This window comes from Leuconostoc falkenbergense (genome assembly GCF_045801155.1).
Taxonomy (GTDB): domain Bacteria; phylum Bacillota; class Bacilli; order Lactobacillales; family Lactobacillaceae; genus Leuconostoc; species Leuconostoc falkenbergense.
Window position 1 is genome coordinate 907,214 of record NZ_CP174386.1, and the last position, 26,218, is coordinate 933,431.

A 26,218-nucleotide genomic window follows, 5' to 3' on the forward strand; every position below is an offset into this window, starting at 1 on the left:
AAATAGATTTGTTATAATAAATTAAAATAACAATAAAGGAACTTAATTAAATGCAGTATATATCAACGCGCGGGGGAGCACCAGCAGTTTCTGCTAGTCAGGCTATAATGAATGGAATTGCACCAGATGGTGGCCTTTATGTACCAGAAGCGTGGCCAGAAATATCAGTAGATTGGGACACACTTAGCCATCAAACGTATACAGAAATTGCAACACAAATTTTTGATGCTTTCTTTGACGATTTCAGCGTATCTGAGATCGATCATATTATTTGTAAGGCATATGGTCGCCAATGGGATAATGAGAAAATTATCACTTTACATCAAGAAAATAACTTACATTATATCGAGCTATTTCATGGCCCGACACTAGCATTTAAAGATGTTGCACTGCAGGCTTTGCCTCATCTGCTAACAACTGCAGCCAAAAAGCAAGCCATTAGTGATAAGGTCGTCATCTTGACGGCGACTTCTGGTGATACTGGGACAGCGGCTATGAGCGGATTTGCTGATGTACCGAACACGGAAATTGTGGTGTTTTATCCAGAAGTTGGTGTCAGTGATATTCAACGTCAACAAATGGTAAGTGAAACTGGTAAAAACGCTCATGTCACAGCAATCACGGGTAATTTTGATGATGCACAAAAAGCAGTTAAGACATTATTGAGCAATCAAAAACTCATTCAAGAACTAGCTGATCATCACATGCGTTTTTCGTCGGCAAACTCAATTAACATTGGTCGACTAGTGCCACAAATTGTTTATTATTTTTATAGTTACGCTCAACTAATTAAACAAAAGAATATCAAGGTTGGGGATAAAATTAATATTGTTGTGCCAACCGGTAATTTTGGAAATGTTTTGGCGGCTTACTATGCTAGCCAGATTGGGCTGCCAGTTAATGAGTTTGTGGTTGCTTCAAATGAAAACAATGTTTTGACAGACTTTTTTACTACCGGTGTTTATGATAGCAAGCGACCATTTAAAGTCACAAATGCGCCAGCGATGGACATTTTAGTATCGAGCAATTTAGAGCGACTGTTATACTTTGCCAGTGATCGTGATGCTTCAGAAGTTCAATCATATATGACAGCATTAGCTAATGAAGGTCAATACAAATTGTCTGAACGGACACGGCGCAATTTGAAACAGTTCAAATCGAGTTTTGCAACACAAGCACAAGTGAGCGACACTATCTTGTCGGTATTTAATCAAACCAACTATTTGATTGATCCTCATACTGCTGTTGGGCGCTATGTATATCAGTCAATCAGTAATCAAGCAATGCCAACTCTGTTAGCCGCTACTGCGAGCCCATATAAATTCCCACAGACTATGTTATCAGCACTTGGTGATAAGCCAATTGAAGGCGCTGAAGCATTGACACGTTTGTCAAGTAAGACAAATACAGACATTCCAAGTCAGGTGGTAACTTTATTTGATAAACCAATCTTGCATCAAAAAGTAATTACACCAAATGATATTTTAAAATCTTTAAAAACCGAACTCTTTGATAAATAAGACACAATATTTCGGTAAAATGTACGATATTAGGACAAAATAATGAACGTTTGCGTGTATAATATAATTATATTAAATGCAAGGAGAACGTAATGTCATATCGTGAATTAGATTCTGAAGTGTGGAGCGCCATTCAACAAGAAGGTGCCCGTCAAAACCGGACAATTGAGTTAATTGCTTCCGAAAATTTTGCTTCAAAAGCTGTTCGTGCAGCACAAGGCTCTGTGTTAACGAACAAATATGCTGAAGGTTATCCTTACAAACGTTATTACGGCGGTACTGAGTATGTTGATGTAGTGGAACAACTCGCTATTGATCGCCTTAAGGAACTATTTGGTGCTGAATATGCAAACGTACAACCTCATTCAGGATCTCAAGCTAACGCAGCTGCCTATATGGCATTCTTGAAGCCAGGCGATAAGATTCTTGGGATGGATTTGGATGCTGGTGGTCATTTAACACACGGCGCCAAGGTTAGTTTTTCTGGTAAAATGTATCAGTCTTATACTTATGGTCTTGATGCTGAAACTGAGCGACTAGACTATGAGGCAATTGCCAAGCAAGCACGTGAGGTGAAGCCACAAATGATTGTTGCTGGTGCTTCTGCGTATTCACGTATTATTGATTTTCAAAAGTTCCGTGATATTGCCGATGAAGTCGGTGCATATTTGATGGTTGATATGGCACATATCGCAGGGCTCGTGGCGGCAGGATTGCATCCTAACCCAGTTGGCGTTGCTGATGTTGTCACTTCAACGACACACAAGACGCTACGTGGACCACGTGGTGGTGTCATCTTGTCACAGGAAAAGTATGCAAAGCAAATTAATTCAGCTATTTTTCCTGGATCACAAGGCGGCCCATTGGAACATGTTATTGCTGGTAAGGCTATTGCATTTGGTGAGGCATTACGACCAGAATTTAAAGCGTATGCAAAACAAGTCATCCTCAATGCGCAGGCAATGACTGAAGTATTCAATGATACAACCGATATTCGTGTTGTTACAGGTGGCACAGATAATCACTTGTTTAACTTGGATTTGACCCAAACTGGGTTAAACGGTAAGCAAACGCAAGAGTTACTTGATTCAGTATCAATTACGACCAATAAAGAAGCATTACCTAATGAACAACTCAGTCCTTTCGTGACCTCTGGTATTCGAATTGGTACTCCAGCAATTACGACGCGTGGCTTTAGTGAATATGACGCACGTCGAGTTGCAGAACTGATTGTAACAGCTATTCATCATCATGATGATGAGAAAGTGTTAAAGCAAGTCAAGCGTGACGCAGAAGTGTTGGCAATGTCACATTTGTTTGAATAAAATAGAAGCTGGCTTAGCCAGCTTTTTTGGTGAAATTATGATCAATAAAAGCGAACAACGGCAACTGCAAAAAGAAGCATTAAAAACATTATCAATACATCAAAAGCAGACTGAATCAAATCGACTCTATCAGCTGCTTTTTGAGACAGCTGCTTGGCAGGAGGCAGGGACGATTGCTGTGACATTGAGTATGCCAATAGAACTAGATACAGCGCCGATTATTGAAGCTGCTTGGTCAGCAAACAAAAAAACTGTTGTCCCTAAGATTGTTAATCATCAAATGATATTTGTGCCATTTGATGATGGTTCTAGCTTGCAGACAGGTCAGTTGTCAATTCGAGAACCTGTGACCGAAGTAGCTGTATCAGCCAACAAAATTGATCTGGTAATCGTTCCAGGTTTAGCATTTACAAGAAGTGGCGCTCGTCTTGGATTTGGTGCAGGATACTATGACCGATTTTTGGTAAATTATACTGGAAAGACAATTGCGTTAGCGCTAAGTCCACAGATTAAACAAAATATACCCATCGAAGCTCATGATCAGTTAATTCAAGAAGTGTTAACGGTTCATACAACAAAAGAATAGAAATATCTTTTTTGTTGACAAATGAAGTTTCAGTGGTATAGTTAACATAAGTAGTTAACAAAAGTAACTACTTATGTTAACTACTTAGGGGTGGTGTAATGGAACAAATTAGTCAACTGTTTTCAAAACTGTATGACAAAGTGGCTATTAATTATCAAAATAGTCCGACAAGAAGTCAGCTTTTTCCGGAGTTGTCAGCTAATGATGAATATTATTTAGATATTTTGTATAGTCAATCAGAAACAACAGCAACTCAGTTTGCAGATCAAGCGGGTATTTCAAAACCTGCGGCGACACGTATTGTCAAAAGATTTGTCGCCGCTGGTTACTTGGTTAAAAAGCCGTCTAAACATGATAAAAGAGTGATTTTTCTGACGTTAAGTCCAGAAATGTCACAATATTGTCAACAGAATTATCGCCTCTTTGATCAGGTATTCTTAGACGCGATATCAATTTTAGACGAATCAGAGCAACAGCAGTTGCAACAACTAATGCTTAAAGTTGATCGTAATTTGTAAAGGAATTTCAAATGAATCAAAAACGAATTGAACAACGTGGCTTGTGGCTGGGCATTCTGATTAATAGCATTATGGCTGTGTCAGGTATTACGGTTTTTTTAATTACCGATATTGAAGCACTATTTGTAGATGCTTACTTTACTGTTATTACACTGGTTTCAGGAATAGTATCCATTATTATTTCAAAAGTTAGTAGCAAAAAGAGTCAACGATTTCCGGATGGTTTATTTGTTTTAGAACCGATATTTTCTTTATGTCAGTCGCTATTGACAATCATTCTATTGTCTTTATCAGTGATTACTGTTAGCGTTAAAGCCTATCGTTATTTTGCCTTTGGGGAAGGGCAAATGATGAATGTGGGACCTGTATTACCATACGAAATGGTAATGGTGTGTTTATCTTTCACGTTATCATGGTTTTATGCGCGACAAAATAAGAAGATCAATAATAGTAGTACGATGTTATTGACTGAAACAAAAGGAACACTAATTGATGGCATTATGTCTTCCGGTATTGGCTTAGCAGCCTTGCTGATTTTCTTTATTCCAGTCAATTCACCATTACATTTTTTGTTGTATACTGGCGATTTTTTTGTCACGGTAACCTTAATTGCTTTTACTATCAAAATGCCTTTCCAAGTGATTAAGCTAGCTTTTATTGAAATTAGTGGCGGCGTGCTTCAAAATAAACAAGTTCAGCAAAAAGTTGAGCATGTTGTTCGAACGAATCTTGCGGATGATATTTTAGTTAAGTCATGTGTTATTTACAAAACAGGAATGGCTTTTAGGGTACGAGTATTGATTAACGGTTCATCTCACGACAGCATTAACCTGAAAAAATTAGCACAGCAGAAACAACAAATCCTGACAGAATTACGCCATAAATTTGCTTTCATGAATCTCGATTTAGTTTACGACAGTTAACATCGTGATCTCATTGTTAATTTATTGACAAAAAATGAATTTTTTATCGTAATGAACCGTGTTTGACTGACTGGACGCCAGAAAAATTTCGAATTTTGTATTATTTATTGATATCTTAATTTTTAAGAATTGGTATTGTGATATTGTTTTGATTTGACTTTGAATTCATGCTTTTCTAAAATAGCTTTATGTTAGAAAAGGGGAATTTATGATTGACAAAGCGATTTACAAGCAAATTTTAAAGTCCAGTTTTGACGCCCCAATCGACGTTGAATTTTGGGATGGTGAAACAGTGCATTTTGGGGAAGGCGAATCAATTGCCAAAATCATTATGCATGAACTCATTCCCATCAAGGAAATTGTCGCCCATGCTTCACTTACTTTTGGTGAAGCCTACATGGATGGCAAAATCGAGATTCAAGGTGACTTGCAAGAACTAGTTACGTTGGCTTACCGCTCACAGGATAGCTTTTTCAATAACAGCAAGTTTTCTAAATTAATACCTAAGCACTCACATTCTGAAAAAGTCAGCAAAAATGATGTGCAAAGTCACTACGACATTGGTAATGATTTTTATGAGATGTGGTTGGATAAAACCATGACGTATTCTTGTGCTTATTTTGCCAGTGAAAGTGATACTTTGGAAGCTGCACAGATGAATAAAGTACGTCACATTCTCAACAAGTTGCATGCCCAAGAGGGTGAAACACTACTAGACATTGGTTGCGGTTGGGGAACTTTGTTATTCACAGCTGCCAAAGAGTACGGTCTAAAAGCTACTGGTGTAACACTAAGTCAGCAACAGTATGACTTTGTCTCAGACAAAATTAAAGCAGAAGGTTTGACGGGTCAAGTAAATGTGTATCTAGAAGATTATCGCGAGCTAAAAGAGCAATACGATCATGTTACCTCAGTTGGCATGTTTGAACATGTTGGTAAAGAAAACCTAGCGGCCTATTTTTCAAAAATTGACCAATTACTTGTTGAAAATGGTACTGCTTTGATTCATGGTATCACTGGCCAACATAAAGGTGCTGGTGTGGATGCATGGATCAATAAGTACATTTTCCCGGGCGGTTATATTCCTAATTTGGCAGAGAATATTGACCATATTATGGACGCCCATTTGCAGGTTGATGATTTGGAGCCGCTACGCCGACATTATCAAAAAACGCTTGAAATTTGGACCGACAACTTTCACGATGTCAGTGAAAGTGTGATATCTCGATACGGTGAGCGTTTCTATCGTATGTGGGATCTATATTTGCAAGCTTGTGCTGCGTCATTTGAATCAGGCAATATTGACGTTGTTCAGTATTTGTTGACGAAAGGTGCCTCAAGCACTAATTTACCAATGACACGTTCTTATATTTATCATGCAGATGTAGCAAGTGGTGTTAAATAATAAAAACTGTTCAATTTTAACGTGACACTAACGTTAAAATTGAACAGTTTTTTAAAACATTTTTATTAAAATAATGCCGCTCAACATAATCAATATGCCGATAACCTGAGTCACTGAGACATTTTGACGTGATGATTTGAACAGTCCGAATTGTTGCACTAACATTGCACCAACCATAACACCTAGTGTTGAAATGCTGACGGTTAAACCGGGACCTAATTTAGGAATTAGGAGTGACATTAGGGTCACAAATGTACCACCAGCAACACCGGCTGACCAAGATTGTGGCATTTTAACGCCACGAATGAAGACTTGCCATGTGTTGGGTTTGAGGAAAACGAGTACAATGAGACCAATCACAAACGCCCAGAGTGCACTTACTGTTGGGCTGTCAATTAGGCTGCCGAGTTGTCCGTTGAAAGTTGATTGCACAGTACATAAGACACCAGCACCAAACGCCCATAAACGCAAGACCAAGCGTGAGGATGTTTGATTGTTTTGCGTACGGCTGGCGAGCGTTTTCCTTTGAGTGGCTAATACAACGGCAATGTAAGTTCCCAATAATAACACGATCAGACCAACAATACGCAGTAACGTCATGGGAATAATATCAACGTTGAACCAGCCAACTGTTTCAAATAACATACCAGCGACAATTTGACCTAGTGTGGGTAACATGACGGTTTCAACCGCACCAATTTTTGGAAAAAGTATGATACAATTTGTGACAAAGATTAAGCCAAACAAGCCACCACTGAGTAACCACAATGGTGCTGAAAAGAGATCAGCAATTTTAGCAAAGTCACCAATTATAATTGTTAATACGAATAGAAATAGTGTACCAACGATGTAGCCTAGAAAACTGGCGGCTATTGGGGATTTAAGGCAGGCGCTTAACTCCGCATTGATAGCGTTTTGTGCGGCTAAAATTAATCCGGCGCCCAGAGCAATGATTAAAAATAACATTAAACTTGCTCCGTATTCGTCTTTTGACGTTCTTTGATTGTCACAGTTTCACCACCAATAATGACGCGATCACAAATATTAAGGAACAGGCCATGCTCGACAACGCCTACTTGACCTTCTAAATATTCCGCTAATGCATAAGGATTGTTAATGTTATTTAAATGGCAATCAATAATGTAGTGACCCGCATCAGTAACTAAAGGGTCACCATTTGCTTGGCGTCTTAATTTAGGAAAGAATCCTCGGTCGGTAAATTGACGGAATAATTGGCCATTACCGTAAGGAATCACTTCAATAGGTAGCGGAAAACTACCTAAAGTTGCGTGAACCTTACTTTCGTCAACTATCCAAATATTTTCGTTAGAGTTTTTAGCGACAATTTTTTCCATTAAAAGGGCAGCACCGCCACCTTTGATACCATTCAAATATGTATCAACTTCATCAGCGCCATCGATAGTCACATCAATATGATCGACTTCGTCAATATCCACAATGGGAATGTTGAGCTCAGCACAGTGCTGGCTAGTGACTTGTGAAGTTGTGACGCCGACAATATTGATATCTGCTTTTGCCAATGCTTCTAGGAAATATGACACAGTCGAGCCTGTGCCTAATCCGACAATCATGTTTGGTTTAATATATTGTAAGGCCGCTTCAGCAGCTTGCTTTTTTTGTAAGTTTTTATCAGTCATTATTAGCCTCTAGTCGTCACTTTTGCTTGGTTAGCAAGTCCTGCGTCAACTTCTTGTTTGTTGGGAATGGATACAATTGCGCCTGACCGACTGACTGTCAACGAACTTGCGAAGCAACTGCGTGTAACAATCATATCTAAATCAGTCATATTTGCAGAAATATTGGCGGCAACCGTACCAATAAAAGTATCTCCGGCTGCCGTGGTGTCAACAGCTTTGACTTTGAAAATGGGTAATTGATTGTGTTGATTATGGACGTTATAGTACACGCCATCGCCCCCAAGCGTGATGATGGTGTTGTGTAATCCCTTTGCTTTCAGTTGGTCAACGAGTGCAGGTAATTTTTCAGGGGCGGTTGTTGATTCAGTGCCCGCAAGTGCTGCTGCCTCCGTTTCATTAGGGATGATTAAATCAGTGTTTAGAATTATTGTATCATCTAAATGTGACGTAATTGGGGCTGGATTTAAAATAGTCAGTGCGCCATGTTTTCTCGCAATGGCAAACCCTTCAGCCACAACAGCAGTGGGTACTTCTAATTGCGCGACAACAACATCAGCTTCGGCAATAGCTTCTTTGGCTTGCTGAATATCAGCTACGCTAAGGGCCATGTTGGCACCGCCGTATACCATGATTGTGTTATGACCATCATTTTCCAGCATAATAGTTGCTGAACCAGTTGGTTGCTTTTTAGTAAAAATATACTTTGTGCTGATACCTTCGTCATCTAATAATTGCTTAAAGGCACGGCCACGTTCGTCATCACCGACTGCGCCGATGAAAGTAACATCTGCCCCTTGACGTGCAGCTGCCACAGCTTGATTGGCGCCTTTACCACCAAAGGTACTAGCTTGATTTTGAACCGCAATTGTTTCGCCTTGTTGTGGCATGCGTTCAATCATTTGAATGGTGTCGATATTGAGACTACCAATGATCACAACTTTATTTGTCATGATAGTTTACTCCTTAAGATAAAATGAGGTTAAACGTTTTACCTGAGTTAGGACTTTATTATAAATTAAAAAAATGTTTAAGTCAAGCAAATAAAAATCCCCGAAAACTACTTTAGATTTCGGGGAAACATAACATGTTTTTGTTTTGATTAGTCCAATAATAGTTTGGCAGTAGATTCACGCACGACTAGTTTAACGTCGAAAAACGCGGTTTGGTAAGGAAGATTAGGATGGGCGAGACGTTGCAAAATCATATTCAGTGCTGATTGCCCAATTTCGGCAACTGGTTGCGCGATAGTGGTTAATGATGGCACCATAAATTCAGCGTAGTCAGTATCATCATAACCAACAATTGACATATTTTCAGGTACTTTAACATTTTGCCATGTTAAACCACGCAAGACACCAATTGCCATTTCATCATTTAATACAAAAGCAGCTGTTGCCTGACTTTGTATTAATTGGTGGACGACAGCCAACCCGCCGTGTTTAGAGAGCGCTGATGAAATAACTGACACAGGCGTCACGTTAGCAGCTGACAGTGTATCTAAAAATCCGGCGCGACGCTGGCGCATATTATCGGTTAATTCATTGGGTAATATGAGGGCAATATCTCGGTGGCCCAACGACAGTAGATGGCTTGCTGCTAAGCTACCACCGGTAAATTCATTGGTTTGTACCATGTCTTGTGCGTTGATATCGGCATTCTGATCTAATACAAGATAAGGAATATGGCGCTTCTTTAAAAAAGCATTCACAACATCGCGATTAGGTATTGGACGGCCAAAAATCAAAGCCTGAACGCCACGTTCCACTAATGAATAAATTGAACTTTGCAAGTTATCAGCAGTAGATCCGATGAACACAAGGTTAACGTCTTCAGGTGCGTTGTCCTGCATACTTTGAATGATATCAGCAAAAAAAGGCATTCTAAATGAGGGGACGATAATGCCAATCAAACGACTATGCCGTACCTTTAAATTACGAGCGGCACTGTTTGGCACATATCCCAGCTCATCACGAGCTTGTAACACTTTTTTGATAGTTTCTTCTGAAAAGCGTTCTCCCTTATTATTCAAGATTTGTGAAACAGCTGTAATTGAGACATTGGCCTTTTTGGCCACGTCCTTAATGGATATCTTATGCATCTTTTCATTCCTTGTTCTCATACTTAGTATCTATTGTACCAGTAATTTTTTTGAAAACGCTTCCAATTTCAAAATAAATATGTTACACTGTTTTCGGTTAAACGTTTTACTTAAAAATTATTGTTTTGCAAGAGAGGAATAGGTTATGTTTTTAATTGTTAATTTACTTGGCATTTTTGTTTTCATTGCCATTGCAGCGCTTCTGTCTAATGACAGAAAGAATATTCAGTGGCGGTCCGTTGGCATTGTGTTAATTCTTGAAATTGCACTTGCCGGATTTTTCACACAATTTAAAGCTGGTCAAGTTGCGGTTCAAAGTGCAGCTGATGGCTTTAATTGGTTAGTTTCAGTTGCATCACAGGGAATCGCTTTTGCATTGCCAGATTGGTTGACAGCTAACAATGGCGGACCAAACTTTGTGACTTCGGCATTGTTGCCAATTTTGTTAGTTGTACCTTTGTTCGATATTTTGACTTATATTGGATTTTTACCTTGGCTCATCAAATGGATTGGTAAAGGTCTGGCTTTTATCACTGGGCAGCCAAAATTTGAAGCATTTTTCTCAATTGAAATGATGTTTTTGGGTAACACTGAAGTGTTGGCCGTTTCAAAGTCACAACTAGATAGTATGTCAGCCCGTCGTAATTTTACGTTGGCTATGATGTCAATGAGTTGTGTCACTTCTGCTGTCATTGGTGCTTACACACAAATGGTGCCGGGAAAGTATGTACTAACTGCGATTCCATTGAACATTCTTGGTGCTATTATTGTCGCTGCTATTCTAAATCCAACTAAGGTAACTGCGGAAGAAGATGTAATTGTTAACATTACTGAAAAAGGTGAAAAGAAAGAACCTTTCTTCTCATTCTTAGGTGATTCAATTTTGGGTGCTGGTAAGTTGATTTTGATTATTACTGCTACTGTGATTGCCTTTGTTTCTCTGGCAGCCTTAATCAACCAATTGTTTAGTTTGACTGGCTTCCATTGGTTGACACTTGAAAATATTTTTGGTGTTATCATGTTTCCTTTTGCATGGTTGCTTGGTTTCAGCGCTGAAGATGCTTTCCGTTTGGCACGCTTCATGGGTACTAAATTAGTAACGAATGAATTTGTTGTTATGGGTGAAGTTTCAAAGTCAATCATGGCAGGAAAAGGCGTTTTCGCTAATGAACATGCTCGTGCCGTACTGACAATTTTCTTAACAAGCTTTGCTAACTTTGGCACATTGGGTATGATTATTGGTACCTTTAAAGGACTTGTTAATAAAGAAAAGAATGATTATATTAGTTCTCGAGTACCATACATGTTAATTTCTGGAATCTTAGTATCGCTTCTTTCAGCTGCTACAGCCGGACTGTTCATTTGGTAAACATCATAGGGGGAAAAATCATGATACCGATTATTTTAGATATGGATCCTGGCATTGATGATGCAGTGGCATTGTCAATTGCCTTAACTAATCCTAATTTTGACATTAAGCTGTTGACTAGTGTGGCTGGCAATGTCAGTGTTGATAAAACAACTGCTAATTTACTCAAGCTAACCACATTCTTTAATCGACAAGAAGTACCTGTTGCCAAAGGTGCATCAAAGCCTCTCAAGAAGGCGTTTGTTGATGCTTCGTATATCCATGGTGCTTCAGGTATGCCAGGTTATGATTTCGAAACACCAAAAAATCAGGCGATTGCACAAGATGCAGTGAGTGCAATGGCTGAGACGTTAATGGCTTCCGTAGAGCCGATCACTGTCGTGGCGACGGGATCTTACACTAATATTGCACAGCTCATCCAACAATATCCAGAAGCTTTATCACATATTAAACGCTTCGTGCTGATGGGTGGCTCATTATCTGGTGGTAACGTGTCTTCAGTGGCTGAATTTAACGTCTTTACTGACCCTGATGCGGCTGATATTGTCTTTAAAAGTGGTATCGACATTGTGATGATTGGTTTAGATGTTACGTTAAAAGCACTACTGTCTTTGCAAACGATTGACGATGTTGCCAAACTTGGTGAGTCCGGCAAAATGTTACATCAGTTGATGACTGCTTATGGTGATACTGAAGCTGATGGTAAACCAATGCATGATGTGAATACAATCTGCTACTTATTGGCACCAGAATTTTACACGTTGACAGATTATTGGGTTGATGTCATTACTCAAGGGCCCGCGGCAGGTGCTACTGTGGCTGACACGCAAAATCGCTGGTCGCAAGGTAGAAAAAATGTCCATGTTGCAACGGACATTGATGCAGCAGCTTTCGAAAAATGGTTTGTTGCGCAAATTCCAAATATGAATAAACAACTAGAAGGAGAAGAATGACATGGCTTCTGTCAAAATGATTTTAGATTTAGACACAGGTGTTGATGACGCGTTAGCATTGGCATGGGCTGTCTGTGATCCGCGTACTGACCTGATTGGTGTGATCGCGTCTTATGGTAATACATTAGTTGAAACAGCCGCACAAAATACATTGGATTTGTTACATTTATTAGGTGCAGACAATGTGCCAGTATTTTTGGGCGAATCTCATTCTTCAACAACACAAAGTTTTGATGTGATGCCAATTTCTAAAGCAATTCACGGTGATAATGGTGTTGGTAATATTGATATAACGCGTTCACCACGACAAGTTGAAACAACGAGTGGAATAGACTTTCTGATCAAGATGGCGCACCAATATCAAGATGAATTGGTCTATGTACCGACTGGTCCATTGACTAATTTGTCAAAAGCGTTGACAATCGATTCAGAAATTGCTCACCTAATTGGTAACACAACCTTAATGGGTGGTGCGCTGACAGTGCCAGGAAATGTGACGCCATTTACTGAAGCTAATATTCATCAAGATCCAGAAGCTGCAGATCATGTGTTTAGAGAGCAAGCACGTTTGACAATGGTTGGCCTAGATGTAACCTTACGGACATTGTTGACGAAAAAGCACACTCAAAAATGGCGTGATTTGGGCACTAAAGCAGGTATAATATATGCTGATTTGATGGATTATTACATTGAAGCTTATGATCAACTTGGCATTGACCATCGTGGTGCTGCTTTACATGATCCACTCGCTGTGGCGGTCGCGATTGATCCTAGCTATGTCTTGACTATTCCATTGAATATGAGGGTGACATACGATCAAGAATCAGGTGATTACGGTCGCACAATCGGTGATCGAGAGCGTTTGCTTGAAGACACAACAACGCAAGTGGCAGTTGGTGTCAAGACTGAACGTTTTGTCAGAGACTTCATGGACTTTATGATTGCTGTTTTAAATGATTAAAACCTTTTCAAGTACGGACCCGTCCGTACTTTTTTATTGCGTTCGTTTCGACTAGCACGCCAGCTAAAGAAGTATCAAAAACAGGGAATTGTAACGGTTATGCTATAATTAAAAATGAATATTGATAACGTAATTTTTTAAAGGTGGTAGAGAGAAGATGTCGCATATCATAGGAGACACGGTTTTTGTTGGTATTATTGCTGGTTTACTATCTGGCATGGTGAAAATTGGTTGGGAAGCAATTTTGCCACCTAGAAGTCAAGCTAGAGATGAGACTAATCCACCCCAACAGCTCTTACAACAACTTGGGTTTTCTAGAGCGTTTACGCATGCTTATTGGACCTATGCCACAGATCAACGGATATACTTTGTGGCGCTATTCATGCATTTTGGGTTTTCGATTACATTTGCTGCGCTGTTTACTTTTTTACAGGCATTTAATCATGTTGTCACGATTGGGCAGGGAACAGTATATGGGATTGTCGTTTGGTTCATTTTTCATATTGTGCTACTGCCACTACTAAAAACGATTCCGTCACCTGCCAAGCAACCATTTGCAGAGCACTTTTCAGAATTTTTTGGACATATCGTCTGGGGATGGAGTATTTATCTGGTGATGGTGGCATTGATAGGTTAAGTTCATGTGACTGATAACGCTCAAGTGCCAATGGCTGGCATTTTACAAAAACGTGATGAATTTAAAGCAATCGCGTTTTTTATTTGTTTTTTGGAAAACCATGTTACATTGTGCACTAGCAGAGTGAGTGGTAATCTAGAGTATGTTATTGCCTGTTAAAATAGTTATAAAAGTGAGAGATAAAATGGATACTAGTGCCATGAAGAAGAATAGTGGATCATCATCGACAACACGAGAGAATATATCATTAATGATTGCTACCGTTATATTGGGTGTGATTGTTGGATTTAGCGCGATATGTTTAAGTCTATTACTAGAATTTGTCGAAAAAATATTTCTAAATTATTTGGAAACAGCACAATCACCAGTGCCAACGGCTGGCCCTTTGCACAGGCTTCTGTCTGTCACAGTTGGTGGCCTTTTGGTGGCTATTGTGTGGTACTTTTTGAGAAATAAAACGCAACCAACGGTTGGCATTAAAAAAGCGTTGGATGGTCAAAAAATGCCAGTATTACAAACAATTGTCCATGTTTGCACGCAAATTGTTTATGTTGGTACCGGTGGATCAATTGGCCGAGAGTTAGCGCCTCGTGAAGCAGGTGCTATGCTTGCCCAAACTTGGATACGCTTTCAATCACATTTGGGACTAGCAGATTTAACTGATGATGATCGTCGTTTATTGATAGCAGCGGCGGCTGGTGCTGGTTTTGCCGGCATTTATATTGCCCCTATCACAGGTATGCTATTTTGTGTTGAAATATTGTTAAAAAAATTATCATTACGCAACGTGTTAGTGAGTCTGACGATGTCAATGATAGCCATGTTAATGGGATCTTTAATAAAAGGATTTCACCCGTACTATTTAGTTGGGGATGCGCATTTTTCGATGATCAGTTTGATTTTAGTTATTATTATTGCACCATTTACAGGATTTGCTGGTGCGCTATTCCGTGTGATCTGTCAATGGGCTGAAAAAAATCAAGTTAAGAAATCGCCAATTTTGTGGCAGTTGCCTTTGGTAGCTTTCTTAACTGGTGTGGTCGCGTATTTCTTTCCGGAAATTATGGGCAACGGCCGGGCACTTGCACAGACGGCAATGTGGACCAAAAGCTCACAACTTCTGTGGCTTTTGATTGCTGTTGGTATTTTAAAAGCTGTTGTGACAGTGTTGACAATCCGTTTTGGTGCAGCTGGCGGTACATTAACACCAGCCATTGCCATCGGTGCAGCGATGGGCGCAATTATCGGTATCGGTTTATCACAGATATGGCCTAATCTTGTGATTTGGCAGTGCGCTGTTTTAGGCGCCGTAACTTTGTTATCAGCCTCCCAACAAGCACCTTTCATGGCAATGTTTATGATTCTTGAAATTTGTCACCTCAATTACTCAGTGTTCTGGCCAATGGCAATTGGAGTGGCAATTGCAATGGTAATTTCTCGTCAAACATTAAAAAAATACAACACCAAAGTTCAATTCAAAACAGTACCAGTTCCTAAATGAAAGGGGATTTGACTATGAACAGTAAAAAAATATCACGTCAAACAATTATAATCGTGAGTATCATTTTTATCTTTAATGTTGTTGCGCAATTTCTAATTAATTGGGTACAAGGTTATCAGCCTAAAACCTATCAAATACCGACCAATGATTGGACAAGGTTACTTAACTATATTGGTGACTATTGGGTTAATTATGCTATCACCGGTTTGGTCTATCTATTCCTGTGGTTTGCGTACGTTGGGTTGTGTTTGGGTGCGTTCTTGTGGCTTTGGGAAAACATCACATGGTCACAATTTTGCTCTGGTTTGTTAAAGGGACGCGTTCATTTATATGCTGCATTGTTGTTAATTTTGACAATTCCTTTAAATCAATTTGGCTTTAAGTTCCCGTTGTCTTATTACTTGACTATTCCTAAAATTTTTCTTGATAGTTTGAATAGTCAATGGGCGTTGGCTATTGGTGTTGTGGTGTACGTACTCTATTTTCTGTTGGTTGTGAAAATGAGATTTTTGATTCACCAAACAGTCATTAGACATGATCGTGTTGGATTAAGTTTTAAAAATAGTTGGCGTCGTAGTCAGTTTAATTTGAAGTTTTACCGCGATTTATTGTTGGTTGTAATCATTCTTGTTATTAGTTTGTTTGGGAGCATTTATGCTCAACATTTATTGGATTCATACACGTCGGTCGCGATAAGGCACGTTGGTGCTAATGTATTGATTGTGGTGATGACAGGCATTTTTTATGTCATTACCGCAAAATTTGTTAACCTACTAGCTGATTATGCCCAACCCAATCATTCAAAACGGCCAACAAATTTGCAAACTGAGGCATGGCATTGGGAAAACCTATTGATTTTGTGTGTGGTTAGCATTTTGAGCGTTTGGTTGTCTGGTAAATGGATAGATCAACCGAGTGGTCGTTACTTAGTGATTGCTCACAAAGGTATTAGTAGCCTAAATCAAACACCAAATGTCGTTGAGAACTTGAAAAAAGTAAGTGCAACTAAACCAGATTACGTTGAAATGGACATTCAGCCAACAAAAGATGATGTTTATATTTTGAGTCATAATACAAAAGTTACGACTACAAGTGGTAAGTCTTACAAAATTAATCAGACAAAATGGTCAACTTTAAAGTCCTTAAAAATAAAAGAAGCAGGGCATACATTCAAGCTGTCGTCGTTTGAAGATTATCTTAAAACAGCCAATTTGTATCATCAGAAATTACTAATTGAGTTGAAAATTAATGACACAATTACCAATGAGCAATTGCAAAAATTTGAGACGCAGTATGGTCCATTAATTCAAAAGAATCATTCAGAAATTCAATCGTTAAATCAGAACGCCCTAAAAAGAGCAAGCCGCTATTTGAAAGTCAGGACCGGATTGTTATCACCAGTTAAGAATACGATTGATAATACTAAAACGAATCAATTTTACGCGATTGAGTATTCAGCCGTCGATCAAACGTTGGTACGTTCGATTAATCAGCACAAAAAAGATTTATATGTTTGGACAGTAAATGATTCAGCGGATGTTGCCAGTGCTTATGTGATGGGCGTTCGCGGTTTCATCACTGATCATCCAAAACAGGTGCGGACGCAGTTAAAACAATTGGTGAAGCAGCCGACGTATAGTGATGCATTGCGCGGTATATTATTCTTTCAAAAGTCAGCGATTTAAAAAGCAGGTATCACTTATGCAACAATGAGTGATATCTGCTTTAATTTTCTAATCTAAAACATCATGAATAGTGATAATACCGACAACTTCTTCATTATCATCAAGGACAACTAAGTTGGAAATATTATGTGCAGCCATTTTCTTCCAAGCAGCGCCATTGCGGGCTTCTTGGTTAATGCTGATAAATCCTTCTGTCATATAATCTTTGGCAGTGGAGTTTTTGACTTGGCTAATATTCAAAAACTTTTTACGAATATCACCATCGGTAACAATACCAATAACTTTTTCATCATCATTTTTAACAAGTGTCATGCCAACGGCAAAATCACTGATACGATAAATAACATCATTGATTGGCGTTGTGGTATGCACATAAGGAATTTTTGTGTGCATGGCATTTTTAACATTTTGTAATAACAACTTGCCAATGGAGCCACCGGGGTGATACAAGGCGAAGTTTTCTCGTTTGAATGATTTTTCTTTTTCAATCGCAATTAACAAAGCATCGCCCATAACTAGTGTTGCCGTCGTTGAGCTTGTCGGCGCTAATTTAGTAGGGTCTGCTTCTTCAGCGACATCAACTTTTAAAAGTAAATCGGTGCTATTAGCTAATGACGAATCTTCTGAACCAGTGATGGCCACAGTTTTGAGCTTATTGTGGTGAATCACTTGCAAAGCAATTAGTGTTTGAATGACTTCTTGAGTTTCGCCACTATTAGAAATGAAAATGGCTAAATCGTCACTGGCAACGCGACCAAGATCACCGTGATAGGCTGTACCAGCATCAATGTAAAAACTTGGAACGCCGACAGATGAAAAAGAGGCTGCAATTTTGTCAGCAATAATACCAGATTTACCAATCGCAATAAAAATGAGACGTCCCTTGGTCTGTAAAATCGCTGCCACTACGCTATCAAAATTCGTGTCTAAAGTATCTCGGACTGATTTCAACGCGTCAATTTCAGTGTTGAACGTGTGCTTTGCATCATCAAAGTAAGTCGTCATGGGCATACACCGCCTTCATTTCAAGATGTTCGTGAAATAACCGATTCGCATTTTCAAGGATAGGACGAATTTTTGACAAGTATAATTGACTATCTTGGTCGGAAATTGCCTTTGGCGGATTTGGGTGGACTTCAGCAAAAATGCCATCAATACCAATGGCTAGTGCCGCGCGCATCAGAGGAAAGGCATAATCACGATTGCCACCTGAATGATTACCATAACCACTTGGCACTTGAACAGAATGGGTCGCGTCAAAAATGACGGGATAGCCTGTTTCGCGCATCTGAATAAGACTTGTCATATCGACAACAAGTTGATGATAGCCGAACATAGTGCCGCGTTCAGTTACCAAAATATGTGGATTGCTTGTCGCTACTTTATCCACAGCTGTTTGAATATCTTCTGGTGCCATAAACTGCGCTTTTTTAATATTGACAACGCGACCAGTTTTTCCAGCTGCTAACAGCAGGTCAGTTTGTCGGCTTAGGTAAGCGGGAATTTGTAACACGTCTGCGACTTCAGCCACCGGTTCACATTGGTAAGGTTCATGAACGTCAGTGACAATTGGAACATGATAGTTCTCTTTAATTTTGGCTAAAACTTTCAGGCCCGATGCCATACCGGCGCCTCGTTCCGAATCAATAGAACTACGATTTGCTTTATCAAAGGATGATTTGAAAACGTAATTTATCCCAAGTTCATCAGTAATTTGTTTTAGCGTCTCAGCTACTTCAGCACATGTTTCATATGATTCAATGGCACATGGACCGGCGAGGAGTGTGAGGCGATCGTTTTTAAAGCCGTAATCTTGAAATACATCACTAATTTGTGGCATAATTTTCTGTCTCCTAAGTTTAATCAAATTCTTGTTGGGTGTTTGCTATTAATTTATGAGTCTGGGGTAGCCTTATCCATACTTAATTAATATTACGGATATTATAGCATGAGTTTGTGAAAAGCATGTCCAAAAACGATTGGTTTCTAATGACAATCTAACATTTTCGTTTCAAATAGTGTGAGCATAATATTTGCAATAAAATATTATATTTGTTATTCTTAAGGCATTAACCAAGGGGTTTGATTGACATTTCTTAGAAAGTTAGTCGCGCCTTTTGGTATTAAATAATGAGAAAGAGGGATATAGAAATGGGATTAATTTGGACACTAATTGTTGGTGCAATCATTGGTGCAGTAGCTGGTGCTATCACTAGTCGTGGCGCAGCAATGGGTTGGATCAGTAATATTATTGCTGGTTTAATTGGCTCATGGTTGGGTGAAAGTTTGCTGGGTTCTTGGGGACCAAGCTTGGCCGGCATGGCACTAATTCCATCAATCATTGGCGCTGTTATTCTAGTGCTAATTGTTTCATGGTTAGTTGGCAGAGCTAATAAATAAGGTAAAACTTTCTAAACCATGATAAAAGAGACTTTTTAGGAAAAGTCTCTTTTTTTGTTTATCAGCAATTACGCAAGCAAAATAATAAGCAATTTTGATTTCAAAGCGTATCATATATTATAAAGATTATTATGTTTTAGATGAGAGAGTAACAAATGTAGTTAAAGTTAATTTTATATGAAAAAAAGGGGAGAGGATGAAATCACATACTAAATATATTGGTGCAGTTATTGCTGCAATTTTGGTCGTTATAATGGCCAGCATTGGCGTGTATGCTTACAGCCAATCACACACGATACAAAAATCGCAATCAGCGCACCAGTCAAGCAAATCAACGTCAACAAGCCATCATTCTCAATCATCAACTAGCACTGAGAGTTCAAGTACAACATCATCGAGCAGTAATAGCGTAAGTTCTAGTAGTTCTAGTAGTGCCGAAAGCAGTAGTATCGTGACAAATTGGGCATCACTGGATTTAACGCACCAAATTGCGATTTTGATACAAGCTGCATTTGCTGGTCAGAATGGCAAGCCAAATACCCAATTTGATTTCACACAAAATTACTGGGCAATGACGGGCAGTGTAAATGACGGCGAAATTCAGCGTTATGTACCGCAAACAGACAGTTTTGCTGGGATATCGGATATTTTGTCAGCAAAAATTAATATCAATGGCGACCAAATCCAAGTTACCAGACCAATTTCAGAACCATTTACAACATCTTTAAACACATCTGTTGCGACTTACTACGATGAACAACACCGTTCTGTCACGGACCAAATCGCCCAGCGAGTTGTGACACCGGCCAGACTCCAAGCCATTCGTGAAGGAAAATAAATCGTTGGGAGAGCATATTTTTTGCATTGGTCAATAAACGGAAGTATAATAATCGTAATGTTAGTAATACCAAAATTCCATTCCTAGGAGGATTCAGTATGGCAAAAGTAAAAAAGAGTACAGGATTTTGGAGTAAATTATCAATTTTGTTGGCTGTTGGTCAACTGTTATTCAGCCTTTATCATGAAATTAAGCAATCGCGCACAAAGTCGTAAACACTACCTAAGGTGCCGTGCAAACACATTTTTTATAAAAGGAGACTCACAATGTTGAAATCTATCTTGAAGTTCATGCTTGCTTCCACGCTGATTGTCAGTGGCTTGATTGTTGGCGGTACAATTTTTGCCGCCAAGGGAATTGATGAGTTAGGTGATGAATTAGAAGACAAAATACATGGTTGATTTTGATACTATAAAATTTTAATAGTGATAGCCGTTAATGATTGTGGCTATTGCTATTTTTTAATTGAAAAGAGGGGTTTGTATGGATGCAGCGTTTTTATCACATCTTAATTTGGGAACAATTTCAAAAGTCACACCTGTTGGGGGCGGTGATATCAATCAAGCGTTTCGTTTAGAAAGCAGTACGGGGCCATATTTTTGCTACTGCAACCGGATCATAAAAAAGAATTCTTTACTCATGAAGTCAATGGCCTAGCATGTTTAGCACCTTTTGTTAAAACGCCACAAGTCCTGCGGATAGGAGAGTGGGGTAATAATGCTTATCTCGTTTTGTCTTATTTAGCGCATCAATCGCAAGGGGATGCTTTTGCATTAGGCACTGCTTTGGCGAGAATACATCAGCAAACTAGTCCTCAAGGCCAATTTGGATTTGATGAATCATTCACAATGGGGACTTACACAGCTGATAATTCTTGGCAAAAAAGTTGGTCAACATTTTTTGTGCAGCAACGTTTATTGCCATTGCGAAAAATGGTTCGAGATCAAGGCTTGTGGCCAGAAGAGTTAGATTTATCGTTTCAAGCAGCTATCAAGCAATTTGAACGTTTGATGATGGATTATCAAGCGCAACCCTCACTATTACACGGCGATCTTTGGTCAGGAAATTATATGTTTGGGTTAAATGGTGAACCCATTCTAATTGATCCCGCAGTATTTTATGGTGATCGTGAATTTGATATTGGGATTACAACCGTTTTTGGTGGCTTTTCCGATGCGTTTTACCGTGGTTATCAAGCAACTTACCCATTGACTTCGGGTTATGAAAGACGCATATTGTTTTATCAACTGTATTATCTGATGTTCCATCTGTCACAGTTTGGTGCCGGATACTTGGCACAAGTACAGCAAAAATTAGTCAGTATCAATCAACAATCTGACTAGTGAGCGCCTATCATTTAGTTTGACTTATCTAATGCTATAATGACGTTAATAAAAAATATGATTGAAGGAGAAATTATGGCTAATATATACCAGTTTCAAGCGATCAAAGAAAATGGGGAAACATACTCATTAGACAGTTTAAAAGGGCGCCCCGTTATCATTGTTAATACGGCTACAAAATGTGGTTATGCCCCGCAGTTTGAAGAATTAGAATCGCTTTATAAAACTTATCAAGACCAAGGTTTAGTCGTTTTGGGCTTTCCGTCTAATCAATTCAAACAGGAAGTGGACTCGAGTCATGAAGCCGCTGAAGCGTGTCGCTTGACATACGGCGTGACGTTTCCCATGCACCACTTGATTTCTGTTAACGGCAAAAATACCGATCCATTGTTTAAGTACTTAAAGGACAACACGAAAGGTACTTTTGGATCGGCAATTAAATGGAATTTCACCAAATTTCTGGTTAATCAAAAAGGTGAAGTGGTTGGACGTTTTGCCCCAAACACTTCACCTAAAGAAATGATTCCAGATATTGAAAAATTGCTTGGTGCTTAATTTTTATTTTGTGGTCAATCAGCGTTGGGTTGAAAGTGTAACGTCAAGTAAGTACTTTGTCTTAGTTGCTTCACCAGCAATTCTTTTCTCAAGAACTTCAATAGCGACACTAGCCAACTGTTCAATTGGTTGCACAATGGTTGGCATGTTTGGAAAGATAGCTTGAATGAGTTGCGTGCCATCAAAACCTACTACGATAGGTTTTGATGGCATTTTTGATACTAAGGGTAGCATTTGCGTTGCTTCAACATCATTACTTGCAAAAATAGCGTCAACGTCGTTATGCTGTTGCAGCATTTTGGTGAAATTGGCTGTTTTTTGTGCATAGCTCATTTCAAAATCAATTTGCCATGTAATGGGTGTTAAGTGGTGCTTTGCCATGGTATCCAAATAACCTTGATGTCGTTGGTCACTTGGCATATTGTTGGAAAACGGATCTGTGGTATGAATAATTTTCTTTGCGCCTTGTTTAATCAGAAATTCCGTTGCTAACACACCACCTTGATAATTATTCACGGCAATCGTAGGAATTTCATCATTAAGAATGCGTTCAATTGAGACAATTGGTAAGCCGTGGTATTTATTGTAAGTTTGAATATTAAAGTTATGCGTTCCCACAATTAAACCATCAACTTGACGGGAGAGTAATTGTTTTAAATAATGCTCTTCTTTTTTGGCATCTTGAGTTGCATCGCCGACAATGACTGTATAGCCCTTTTGATATAATTTCTTTTCCAGTGTTTCGACGAGTTCGCCAAAAAAAGGGTTAGCAATTGACGGGAAAAGCAGACCAACGATATTTGTTTTTTTCTTTTGCAATTGTTGCGCTGCCGCATTTGGCTGATAGTTCAGTTCAGCCATCGCGTCGTGTACTTTATCAATTGTGGCTTGGCTCAAATAGCCGCGTTTATTGATAACACGAGAGACTGTCGTTTTTGATACACCGGCAATTTCAGCAACATCTTCTAATTTGTAATTCATCACATCACCTAAACAAAATAAAAATGCTTATCCTAATTTGATAAGCATTATAAAACTAATTATAAGTATACTACAAGTGATGATAAACTTTGATAATGTTGCTGGGAGAATGTTGTTTAGTTTGTTTCGAGTTGATAGGTTGTGAACTGACCTAACAAATTCTTGCCGTCAATTTTGATTGTAGGTGCCTCATCAGTATAGAATCGTTCTGTGAATACTTTTTCACCGTTTTGAACGAATATTTCAACGACACTTTTATCAATATATAAGGAAAGTGTTATTTGTGATGATTGTTCAATTGTTGCAAACCGATCATCTTGAGGATGATCCTGATGTGTTAATTGGAATTGCTGGTTAGCATTATCAAAATTGAGCGCGATAATATCTTGTTGTTGGCTATTTTGAAAGTGTAAGTTAAAATCTTGGGCGGTGAGATTGAGCTGAACTTCAACAGTTGCTGAATGACCATTTAATAACGTTTGTACTGATGACAAACTGCCGCTGCTTAGTACTTGTCCACGTAAAGAGCGTACTTCGGTGACTGGACGCATCAATAAACGGTCATTGGCTAGGATAAGTTCGCGAGGTAATGTGAGCATACCTGCCCAGCCATCTGCTTTTTCAGGAAATTCGCTTTCCCACATATCCGCCCAGCCAATAACGATTCGGCGACCGTCCGGTGCCAAAAGGGTTTGTGAGGCGTAAAAGTTATGACCATTATCTAATTCTTGAAACTCGCCACGGTCAAATTGATTTTTGGCGTAATCGTAATGGCCTACAAAGTAACCTGTTTGATAGAGATTACGGAATTTTTGGGGCTGGGTTTCAATTTTCATAGGTGAGGTGAGTAGGATATGACGACCGTTGAGGGTGAAAAAATCAGGGCATTCCCACATGTCACCTTCGGTTGCGACAGCTCGTGATTTGTCGAGCTCACCTAGATATTGCCAATCAAAGAGATTTTCGGATTGATAGATTAAGGCACGACCGAGTCCATCTTGTGATTGGTTACCTAAAATGACGTAGTAATTGCCATCATATTCCCAAATTTTAGGATCACGGAAGTGGTGGGTGCTATCAGACGGCGCTTCAGCAATAATAGGGTTGTGCTCATACTTTGTAAAATGAACACCGTCATCACTATAAGCTAGATTTTGATTTTGCCAAAAATGTTCGGGATCATTGTCGCCGTAGTAATGATGACCCGTATAAATCAGCCAAAGGCGACCATCTTTGACAATGGCGCTTCCCGAAAACACACCGTCTGTATCTTCATCATCACCAGGGGTTAATGCAATTGGTAAGTCTTCCCAGTGCATTAAATCACTGCTTCGTGCGTGCCCCCAATGCATTGGTCCCCATTCAGGTTTGTAGGGATAGTTTTGATAGAAAATATGATAATAGCCTTGAAAGTATACAAAACCATTAGGGTCATTCATCCAGCCATAGGTTGGTGCTAAATGAAATTCAGGGCGGTAGCGATCATTGGTTACCGTTGAGAATTTTTTTTCGAGTGTGTGTGACATATTGTCTCCTTAAAGTATGTTTTGGATGTTGCGGCGTTACGACTTAGCCAAAGGGGTTCCGTCGACGTGTTGTGTATCTTTTTTGAGAATGAAGAACGCGTAAACACCAGCAATCAAGACAATGACAGAAATGACATGGAATGTATTTTGATAGCCTACACGATCTCTGAGAATGCCCAATGGCGTTGATAAAATAACCTGACCAATTTGGGCTGCAATCTGGAAACCAATCATATATAGAGAAGCCGAAAGTTTGGTGTTGAAGTGAAGGGTAAAGTATCTGAAAATTGATAGCGTAAACATAGGTACTTCGAGAGAGTGCAGCATTTTAATGGCGGAAACGGCGTATGGATTGGCGTTAAATCCGCAAAGGCCAATTCGCAAGAACATAATAGCGACGCCAATCATGAGTGTCCGTTTGACACCAACTTTTTGCATCACAATTGGTACGATACCTAACATTAGCGCTTCAAAGAATACTTGAATACTGTTGAGCGTGCCGTATGTCTGTTGGCCAACTGCTACACTTGAGAATAACTTTGTATAGAAATCAGGAAACATTTGTGAATCAAAAATATTATAAAAAGTCCAAGTGAACATGATGAAAATAATCACCTGCCATAATTCAGACATTTTTAAAAGACGTAACATATCTGACAGCTTTGGTACTGAATCTTCGCGGGCTAACGTTTCGACAGCATGATTGGCATCACGCTCTTCTTTTGGCACCCAGAATATAAGAACCAATAATAGTAGCACACCAAATAATGAACCAAACCAGAAATTTAAATGAGGGTTAATCACAAACAAAACACCGGCAAGTAGGGCCACAATAGCGTATCCGAATGATCCCCAAGCACGAGCTTGACCATATTCAAATGAGAATACACGACTAAATCGTTCTGTGACCGCTTCTAGTATGCCAACTGCCGATAAAAAACCTGTCGATAGCACGATAGCACCGACCCACATACCGATAGCAAAATGATTGACGAGGAGAGGGGCATAGACCCAAATAAAAAATGGACCAATTAGCGTAGATATAACAGCGTTAAAAATAAGTAAGTGTCGCTTGATGAATAGTTTGTCTTGAATTGTGCCATAAACAAACATCAAAATTAAACTGATCAATGAATTGACGGAAAAAATAGTGCCAACTTGACTTCCAGATAGGCCCAGACCATTTGTGTCGGAAGTCAACCATAGTTGGTAGAAGCTCCACCAAATACCCCATGACGCAAAGAACAACAACATGCTAGTTGAACTTTGTAAATAAGACGCGTTTTTAAAGGTGCGCGTGCCTTTTTGATTATGATTCATTAGCTGGTCCATTAACCTTTCTTAAAATGGCGTTCCAAAATGTAAACGTTTACATAAGTGATTATAATTGCAATTTTTTAGTATGTCAACCGATTGGCAGTTTTATTTTTTGAATG

26 protein-coding genes are annotated in these 26,218 nt (G+C 39.1%); 17 read left to right on the plus strand and 9 right to left on the minus strand.

Annotated elements, in window-relative coordinates; genetic code table 11:
- The first annotated feature begins 50 nt into the window (after positions 1-50).
- The 6 genes from thrC (at position 51) to ACI3ES_RS04510 (ending at position 6,277) form a co-directional block, all read left to right on the plus strand.
- The gene (gene thrC / locus ACI3ES_RS04485) at positions 51-1,520 is read left to right on the plus strand and encodes a threonine synthase (protein ID WP_142511497.1); all 1,470 of its coding nucleotides are present in this window, start codon (positions 51-53) and stop codon (positions 1,518-1,520) included.
- A gap of 92 nt (positions 1,521-1,612) precedes the next feature.
- Entirely contained in the window at positions 1,613-2,845 is a 1,233-nt protein-coding gene (gene glyA / locus ACI3ES_RS04490) for a serine hydroxymethyltransferase (protein WP_142511496.1), read from the plus strand.
- 37 nt (positions 2,846-2,882) lie between these two features.
- Positions 2,883-3,431, plus strand: coding sequence for a 5-formyltetrahydrofolate cyclo-ligase (locus ACI3ES_RS04495; protein WP_142511495.1), 549 nt, complete (start codon positions 2,883-2,885; stop codon positions 3,429-3,431).
- A 98-nt stretch (positions 3,432-3,529) separates the two neighbouring features.
- A complete protein-coding gene (locus ACI3ES_RS04500; protein WP_317211174.1) occupies positions 3,530-3,949 on the plus strand; it encodes a helix-turn-helix domain-containing protein in 420 nt (139 codons plus the stop codon).
- 11 nt (positions 3,950-3,960) lie between these two features.
- Positions 3,961-4,872 (plus strand): cation transporter, encoded by a 912-nt coding sequence (locus ACI3ES_RS04505; RefSeq protein WP_142511493.1) that lies wholly within the window; start codon positions 3,961-3,963, stop codon positions 4,870-4,872.
- Between the two features lie 208 nt (positions 4,873-5,080).
- Positions 5,081-6,277 (plus strand): cyclopropane-fatty-acyl-phospholipid synthase family protein, encoded by a 1,197-nt coding sequence (locus ACI3ES_RS04510; RefSeq protein ID WP_004913167.1) that lies wholly within the window; start codon positions 5,081-5,083, stop codon positions 6,275-6,277.
- Positions 6,278-6,328: 51 nt separating this feature from the next.
- Here the strand turns inward: ACI3ES_RS04510 and ACI3ES_RS04515 are convergent, their stop codons facing one another.
- The 4 genes from ACI3ES_RS04515 to rbsR all read right to left on the minus strand — a co-directional run bounded on the left by ACI3ES_RS04515 (position 6,329) and on the right by rbsR (position 10,033).
- Complete coding sequence (locus ACI3ES_RS04515; protein WP_317211170.1) at positions 6,329-7,243, minus strand: DMT family transporter; 915 nt, start codon at positions 7,241-7,243, stop codon at positions 6,329-6,331.
- Entirely contained in the window at positions 7,243-7,935 is a 693-nt protein-coding gene (gene rpiA / locus ACI3ES_RS04520; RefSeq protein WP_205435082.1) for a ribose-5-phosphate isomerase RpiA, read from the minus strand. Before rpiA ends, ACI3ES_RS04515 begins: the two co-directional genes overlap by 1 nt.
- 2 nt (positions 7,936-7,937) lie before the next feature.
- Positions 7,938-8,885 carry a ribokinase gene (gene rbsK, locus ACI3ES_RS04525; protein WP_142511489.1) on the minus strand — a complete coding sequence of 316 codons (948 nt, stop codon included), beginning with the start codon at positions 8,883-8,885 and terminating at the stop codon, positions 7,938-7,940.
- Between the two features lie 149 nt (positions 8,886-9,034).
- Positions 9,035-10,033, minus strand: a complete 999-nt coding sequence (rbsR, locus tag ACI3ES_RS04530; protein ID WP_142511488.1) for a ribose utilization transcriptional repressor RbsR — start codon at positions 10,031-10,033, stop codon at positions 9,035-9,037.
- Positions 10,034-10,178: 145 nt separating this feature from the next.
- Between rbsR and ACI3ES_RS04535 the strand changes: the two genes are divergently transcribed.
- The 6 genes from ACI3ES_RS04535 (at position 10,179) to ACI3ES_RS04560 (ending at position 17,139) form a co-directional block, all read left to right on the plus strand.
- The gene (locus tag ACI3ES_RS04535) at positions 10,179-11,402 is read left to right on the plus strand and encodes a NupC/NupG family nucleoside CNT transporter (protein ID WP_080519320.1); all 1,224 of its coding nucleotides are present in this window, start codon (positions 10,179-10,181) and stop codon (positions 11,400-11,402) included.
- Positions 11,403-11,422: 20 nt separating this feature from the next.
- On the plus strand, positions 11,423-12,355 hold the full coding sequence (gene rihC, locus ACI3ES_RS04540; protein WP_114667288.1) for a ribonucleoside hydrolase RihC: 933 nt from the start codon (positions 11,423-11,425) through the stop codon (positions 12,353-12,355).
- 1 nt (position 12,356) lies between these two features.
- Positions 12,357-13,316: a nucleoside hydrolase gene (locus tag ACI3ES_RS04545; protein WP_407632030.1), complete on the plus strand. Its 960-nt coding sequence runs from the start codon at positions 12,357-12,359 to the stop codon at positions 13,314-13,316.
- A gap of 157 nt (positions 13,317-13,473) precedes the next feature.
- Complete coding sequence (locus ACI3ES_RS04550; RefSeq protein ID WP_142511485.1) at positions 13,474-13,953, plus strand: DUF1440 domain-containing protein; 480 nt, start codon at positions 13,474-13,476, stop codon at positions 13,951-13,953.
- 199 nt (positions 13,954-14,152) lie between these two features.
- On the plus strand, positions 14,153-15,454 hold the full coding sequence (locus tag ACI3ES_RS04555; protein ID WP_375792851.1) for a chloride channel protein: 1,302 nt from the start codon (positions 14,153-14,155) through the stop codon (positions 15,452-15,454).
- Positions 15,455-15,468: 14 nt separating this feature from the next.
- Positions 15,469-17,139 carry a glycerophosphodiester phosphodiesterase family protein gene (locus ACI3ES_RS04560; protein ID WP_407632031.1) on the plus strand — a complete coding sequence of 557 codons (1,671 nt, stop codon included), beginning with the start codon at positions 15,469-15,471 and terminating at the stop codon, positions 17,137-17,139.
- 48 nt (positions 17,140-17,187) lie between these two features.
- Here the strand turns inward: ACI3ES_RS04560 and ACI3ES_RS04565 are convergent, their stop codons facing one another.
- Positions 17,188-18,144 (minus strand): SIS domain-containing protein, encoded by a 957-nt coding sequence (locus ACI3ES_RS04565; protein WP_004913537.1) that lies wholly within the window; start codon positions 18,142-18,144, stop codon positions 17,188-17,190.
- Positions 18,128-18,979: a 3-deoxy-8-phosphooctulonate synthase gene (gene kdsA, locus ACI3ES_RS04570; protein ID WP_004913534.1), complete on the minus strand. Its 852-nt coding sequence runs from the start codon at positions 18,977-18,979 to the stop codon at positions 18,128-18,130. The genes ACI3ES_RS04565 and kdsA overlap by 17 nt, the downstream gene beginning before the upstream one ends.
- Positions 18,980-19,290: 311 nt before the next feature.
- On the opposite strand from kdsA, the gene ACI3ES_RS04575 reads away from it, so the two are divergent.
- The 5 genes from ACI3ES_RS04575 (at position 19,291) to ACI3ES_RS04595 (ending at position 22,275) form a co-directional block, all read left to right on the plus strand.
- Complete coding sequence (locus ACI3ES_RS04575; protein WP_080519323.1) at positions 19,291-19,539, plus strand: GlsB/YeaQ/YmgE family stress response membrane protein; 249 nt, start codon at positions 19,291-19,293, stop codon at positions 19,537-19,539.
- Positions 19,540-19,735: 196 nt separating this feature from the next.
- Positions 19,736-20,377, plus strand: coding sequence for an RNA polymerase (locus ACI3ES_RS04580; protein ID WP_142511482.1), 642 nt, complete (start codon positions 19,736-19,738; stop codon positions 20,375-20,377).
- Between the two features lie 266 nt (positions 20,378-20,643).
- Positions 20,644-20,778 (plus strand): hypothetical protein, encoded by a 135-nt coding sequence (locus ACI3ES_RS04585; RefSeq protein ID WP_004913524.1) that lies wholly within the window; start codon positions 20,644-20,646, stop codon positions 20,776-20,778.
- Positions 20,779-20,976: 198 nt separating this feature from the next.
- The gene (locus tag ACI3ES_RS04590; RefSeq protein ID WP_317211160.1) at positions 20,977-21,720 is read left to right on the plus strand and encodes a fructosamine kinase family protein; all 744 of its coding nucleotides are present in this window, start codon (positions 20,977-20,979) and stop codon (positions 21,718-21,720) included.
- A gap of 75 nt (positions 21,721-21,795) precedes the next feature.
- On the plus strand, positions 21,796-22,275 hold the full coding sequence (locus tag ACI3ES_RS04595; RefSeq protein ID WP_142511480.1) for a glutathione peroxidase: 480 nt from the start codon (positions 21,796-21,798) through the stop codon (positions 22,273-22,275).
- 18 nt (positions 22,276-22,293) lie between these two features.
- On the opposite strand, the gene ACI3ES_RS04600 is transcribed toward ACI3ES_RS04595, so the two are convergent.
- The 3 genes from ACI3ES_RS04600 to ACI3ES_RS04610 all read right to left on the minus strand — a co-directional run bounded on the left by ACI3ES_RS04600 (position 22,294) and on the right by ACI3ES_RS04610 (position 26,102).
- Positions 22,294-23,256: a LacI family DNA-binding transcriptional regulator gene (locus ACI3ES_RS04600; RefSeq protein WP_142511479.1), complete on the minus strand. Its 963-nt coding sequence runs from the start codon at positions 23,254-23,256 to the stop codon at positions 22,294-22,296.
- A 116-nt stretch (positions 23,257-23,372) separates the two neighbouring features.
- Positions 23,373-24,782 carry a glycoside hydrolase family 32 protein gene (locus ACI3ES_RS04605; RefSeq protein WP_317211157.1) on the minus strand — a complete coding sequence of 470 codons (1,410 nt, stop codon included), beginning with the start codon at positions 24,780-24,782 and terminating at the stop codon, positions 23,373-23,375.
- A 36-nt stretch (positions 24,783-24,818) separates the two neighbouring features.
- Positions 24,819-26,102, minus strand: a complete 1,284-nt coding sequence (locus ACI3ES_RS04610; RefSeq protein ID WP_142511477.1) for an MFS transporter — start codon at positions 26,100-26,102, stop codon at positions 24,819-24,821.
- Positions 26,103-26,218: the final 116 nt, after the last annotated feature.

What these genes read in the sequence shown, in the direction of transcription:
- thrC (WP_142511497.1), top strand. Translation starts at nt 51, where the DNA reads ATGCAGTATATATCAACGCGCGGGGGAGCACCAGCAGTTTCTGCTAGT.
- glyA (WP_142511496.1), top strand. Translation starts at nt 1,613, where the DNA reads ATGTCATATCGTGAATTAGATTCTGAAGTGTGGAGCGCCATTCAACAA.
- ACI3ES_RS04495 (WP_142511495.1), top strand. Translation starts at nt 2,883, where the DNA reads ATGATCAATAAAAGCGAACAACGGCAACTGCAAAAAGAAGCATTAAAA.
- ACI3ES_RS04500 (WP_317211174.1), top strand. Translation starts at nt 3,530, where the DNA reads ATGGAACAAATTAGTCAACTGTTTTCAAAACTGTATGACAAAGTGGCT.
- ACI3ES_RS04505 (WP_142511493.1), top strand. Translation starts at nt 3,961, where the DNA reads ATGAATCAAAAACGAATTGAACAACGTGGCTTGTGGCTGGGCATTCTG.
- ACI3ES_RS04510 (WP_004913167.1), top strand. Translation starts at nt 5,081, where the DNA reads ATGATTGACAAAGCGATTTACAAGCAAATTTTAAAGTCCAGTTTTGAC.
- ACI3ES_RS04515 (WP_317211170.1), bottom strand. Translation starts at nt 7,243, where the DNA reads ATGTTATTTTTAATCATTGCTCTGGGCGCCGGATTAATTTTAGCCGCA.
- rpiA (WP_205435082.1), bottom strand. Translation starts at nt 7,935, where the DNA reads ATGACTGATAAAAACTTACAAAAAAAGCAAGCTGCTGAAGCGGCCTTA.
- rbsK (WP_142511489.1), bottom strand. Translation starts at nt 8,885, where the DNA reads ATGACAAATAAAGTTGTGATCATTGGTAGTCTCAATATCGACACCATT.
- rbsR (WP_142511488.1), bottom strand. Translation starts at nt 10,033, where the DNA reads ATGCATAAGATATCCATTAAGGACGTGGCCAAAAAGGCCAATGTCTCA.
- ACI3ES_RS04535 (WP_080519320.1), top strand. Translation starts at nt 10,179, where the DNA reads ATGTTTTTAATTGTTAATTTACTTGGCATTTTTGTTTTCATTGCCATT.
- rihC (WP_114667288.1), top strand. Translation starts at nt 11,423, where the DNA reads ATGATACCGATTATTTTAGATATGGATCCTGGCATTGATGATGCAGTG.
- ACI3ES_RS04545 (WP_407632030.1), top strand. Translation starts at nt 12,357, where the DNA reads ATGGCTTCTGTCAAAATGATTTTAGATTTAGACACAGGTGTTGATGAC.
- ACI3ES_RS04550 (WP_142511485.1), top strand. Translation starts at nt 13,474, where the DNA reads ATGTCGCATATCATAGGAGACACGGTTTTTGTTGGTATTATTGCTGGT.
- ACI3ES_RS04555 (WP_375792851.1), top strand. Translation starts at nt 14,153, where the DNA reads ATGAAGAAGAATAGTGGATCATCATCGACAACACGAGAGAATATATCA.
- ACI3ES_RS04560 (WP_407632031.1), top strand. Translation starts at nt 15,469, where the DNA reads ATGAACAGTAAAAAAATATCACGTCAAACAATTATAATCGTGAGTATC.
- ACI3ES_RS04565 (WP_004913537.1), bottom strand. Translation starts at nt 18,144, where the DNA reads ATGACGACTTACTTTGATGATGCAAAGCACACGTTCAACACTGAAATT.
- kdsA (WP_004913534.1), bottom strand. Translation starts at nt 18,979, where the DNA reads ATGCCACAAATTAGTGATGTATTTCAAGATTACGGCTTTAAAAACGAT.
- ACI3ES_RS04575 (WP_080519323.1), top strand. Translation starts at nt 19,291, where the DNA reads ATGGGATTAATTTGGACACTAATTGTTGGTGCAATCATTGGTGCAGTA.
- ACI3ES_RS04580 (WP_142511482.1), top strand. Translation starts at nt 19,736, where the DNA reads ATGAAATCACATACTAAATATATTGGTGCAGTTATTGCTGCAATTTTG.
- ACI3ES_RS04585 (WP_004913524.1), top strand. Translation starts at nt 20,644, where the DNA reads ATGTTGAAATCTATCTTGAAGTTCATGCTTGCTTCCACGCTGATTGTC.
- ACI3ES_RS04595 (WP_142511480.1), top strand. Translation starts at nt 21,796, where the DNA reads ATGGCTAATATATACCAGTTTCAAGCGATCAAAGAAAATGGGGAAACA.
- ACI3ES_RS04600 (WP_142511479.1), bottom strand. Translation starts at nt 23,256, where the DNA reads ATGAATTACAAATTAGAAGATGTTGCTGAAATTGCCGGTGTATCAAAA.
- ACI3ES_RS04605 (WP_317211157.1), bottom strand. Translation starts at nt 24,782, where the DNA reads ATGTCACACACACTCGAAAAAAAATTCTCAACGGTAACCAATGATCGC.
- ACI3ES_RS04610 (WP_142511477.1), bottom strand. Translation starts at nt 26,102, where the DNA reads ATGAATCATAATCAAAAAGGCACGCGCACCTTTAAAAACGCGTCTTAT.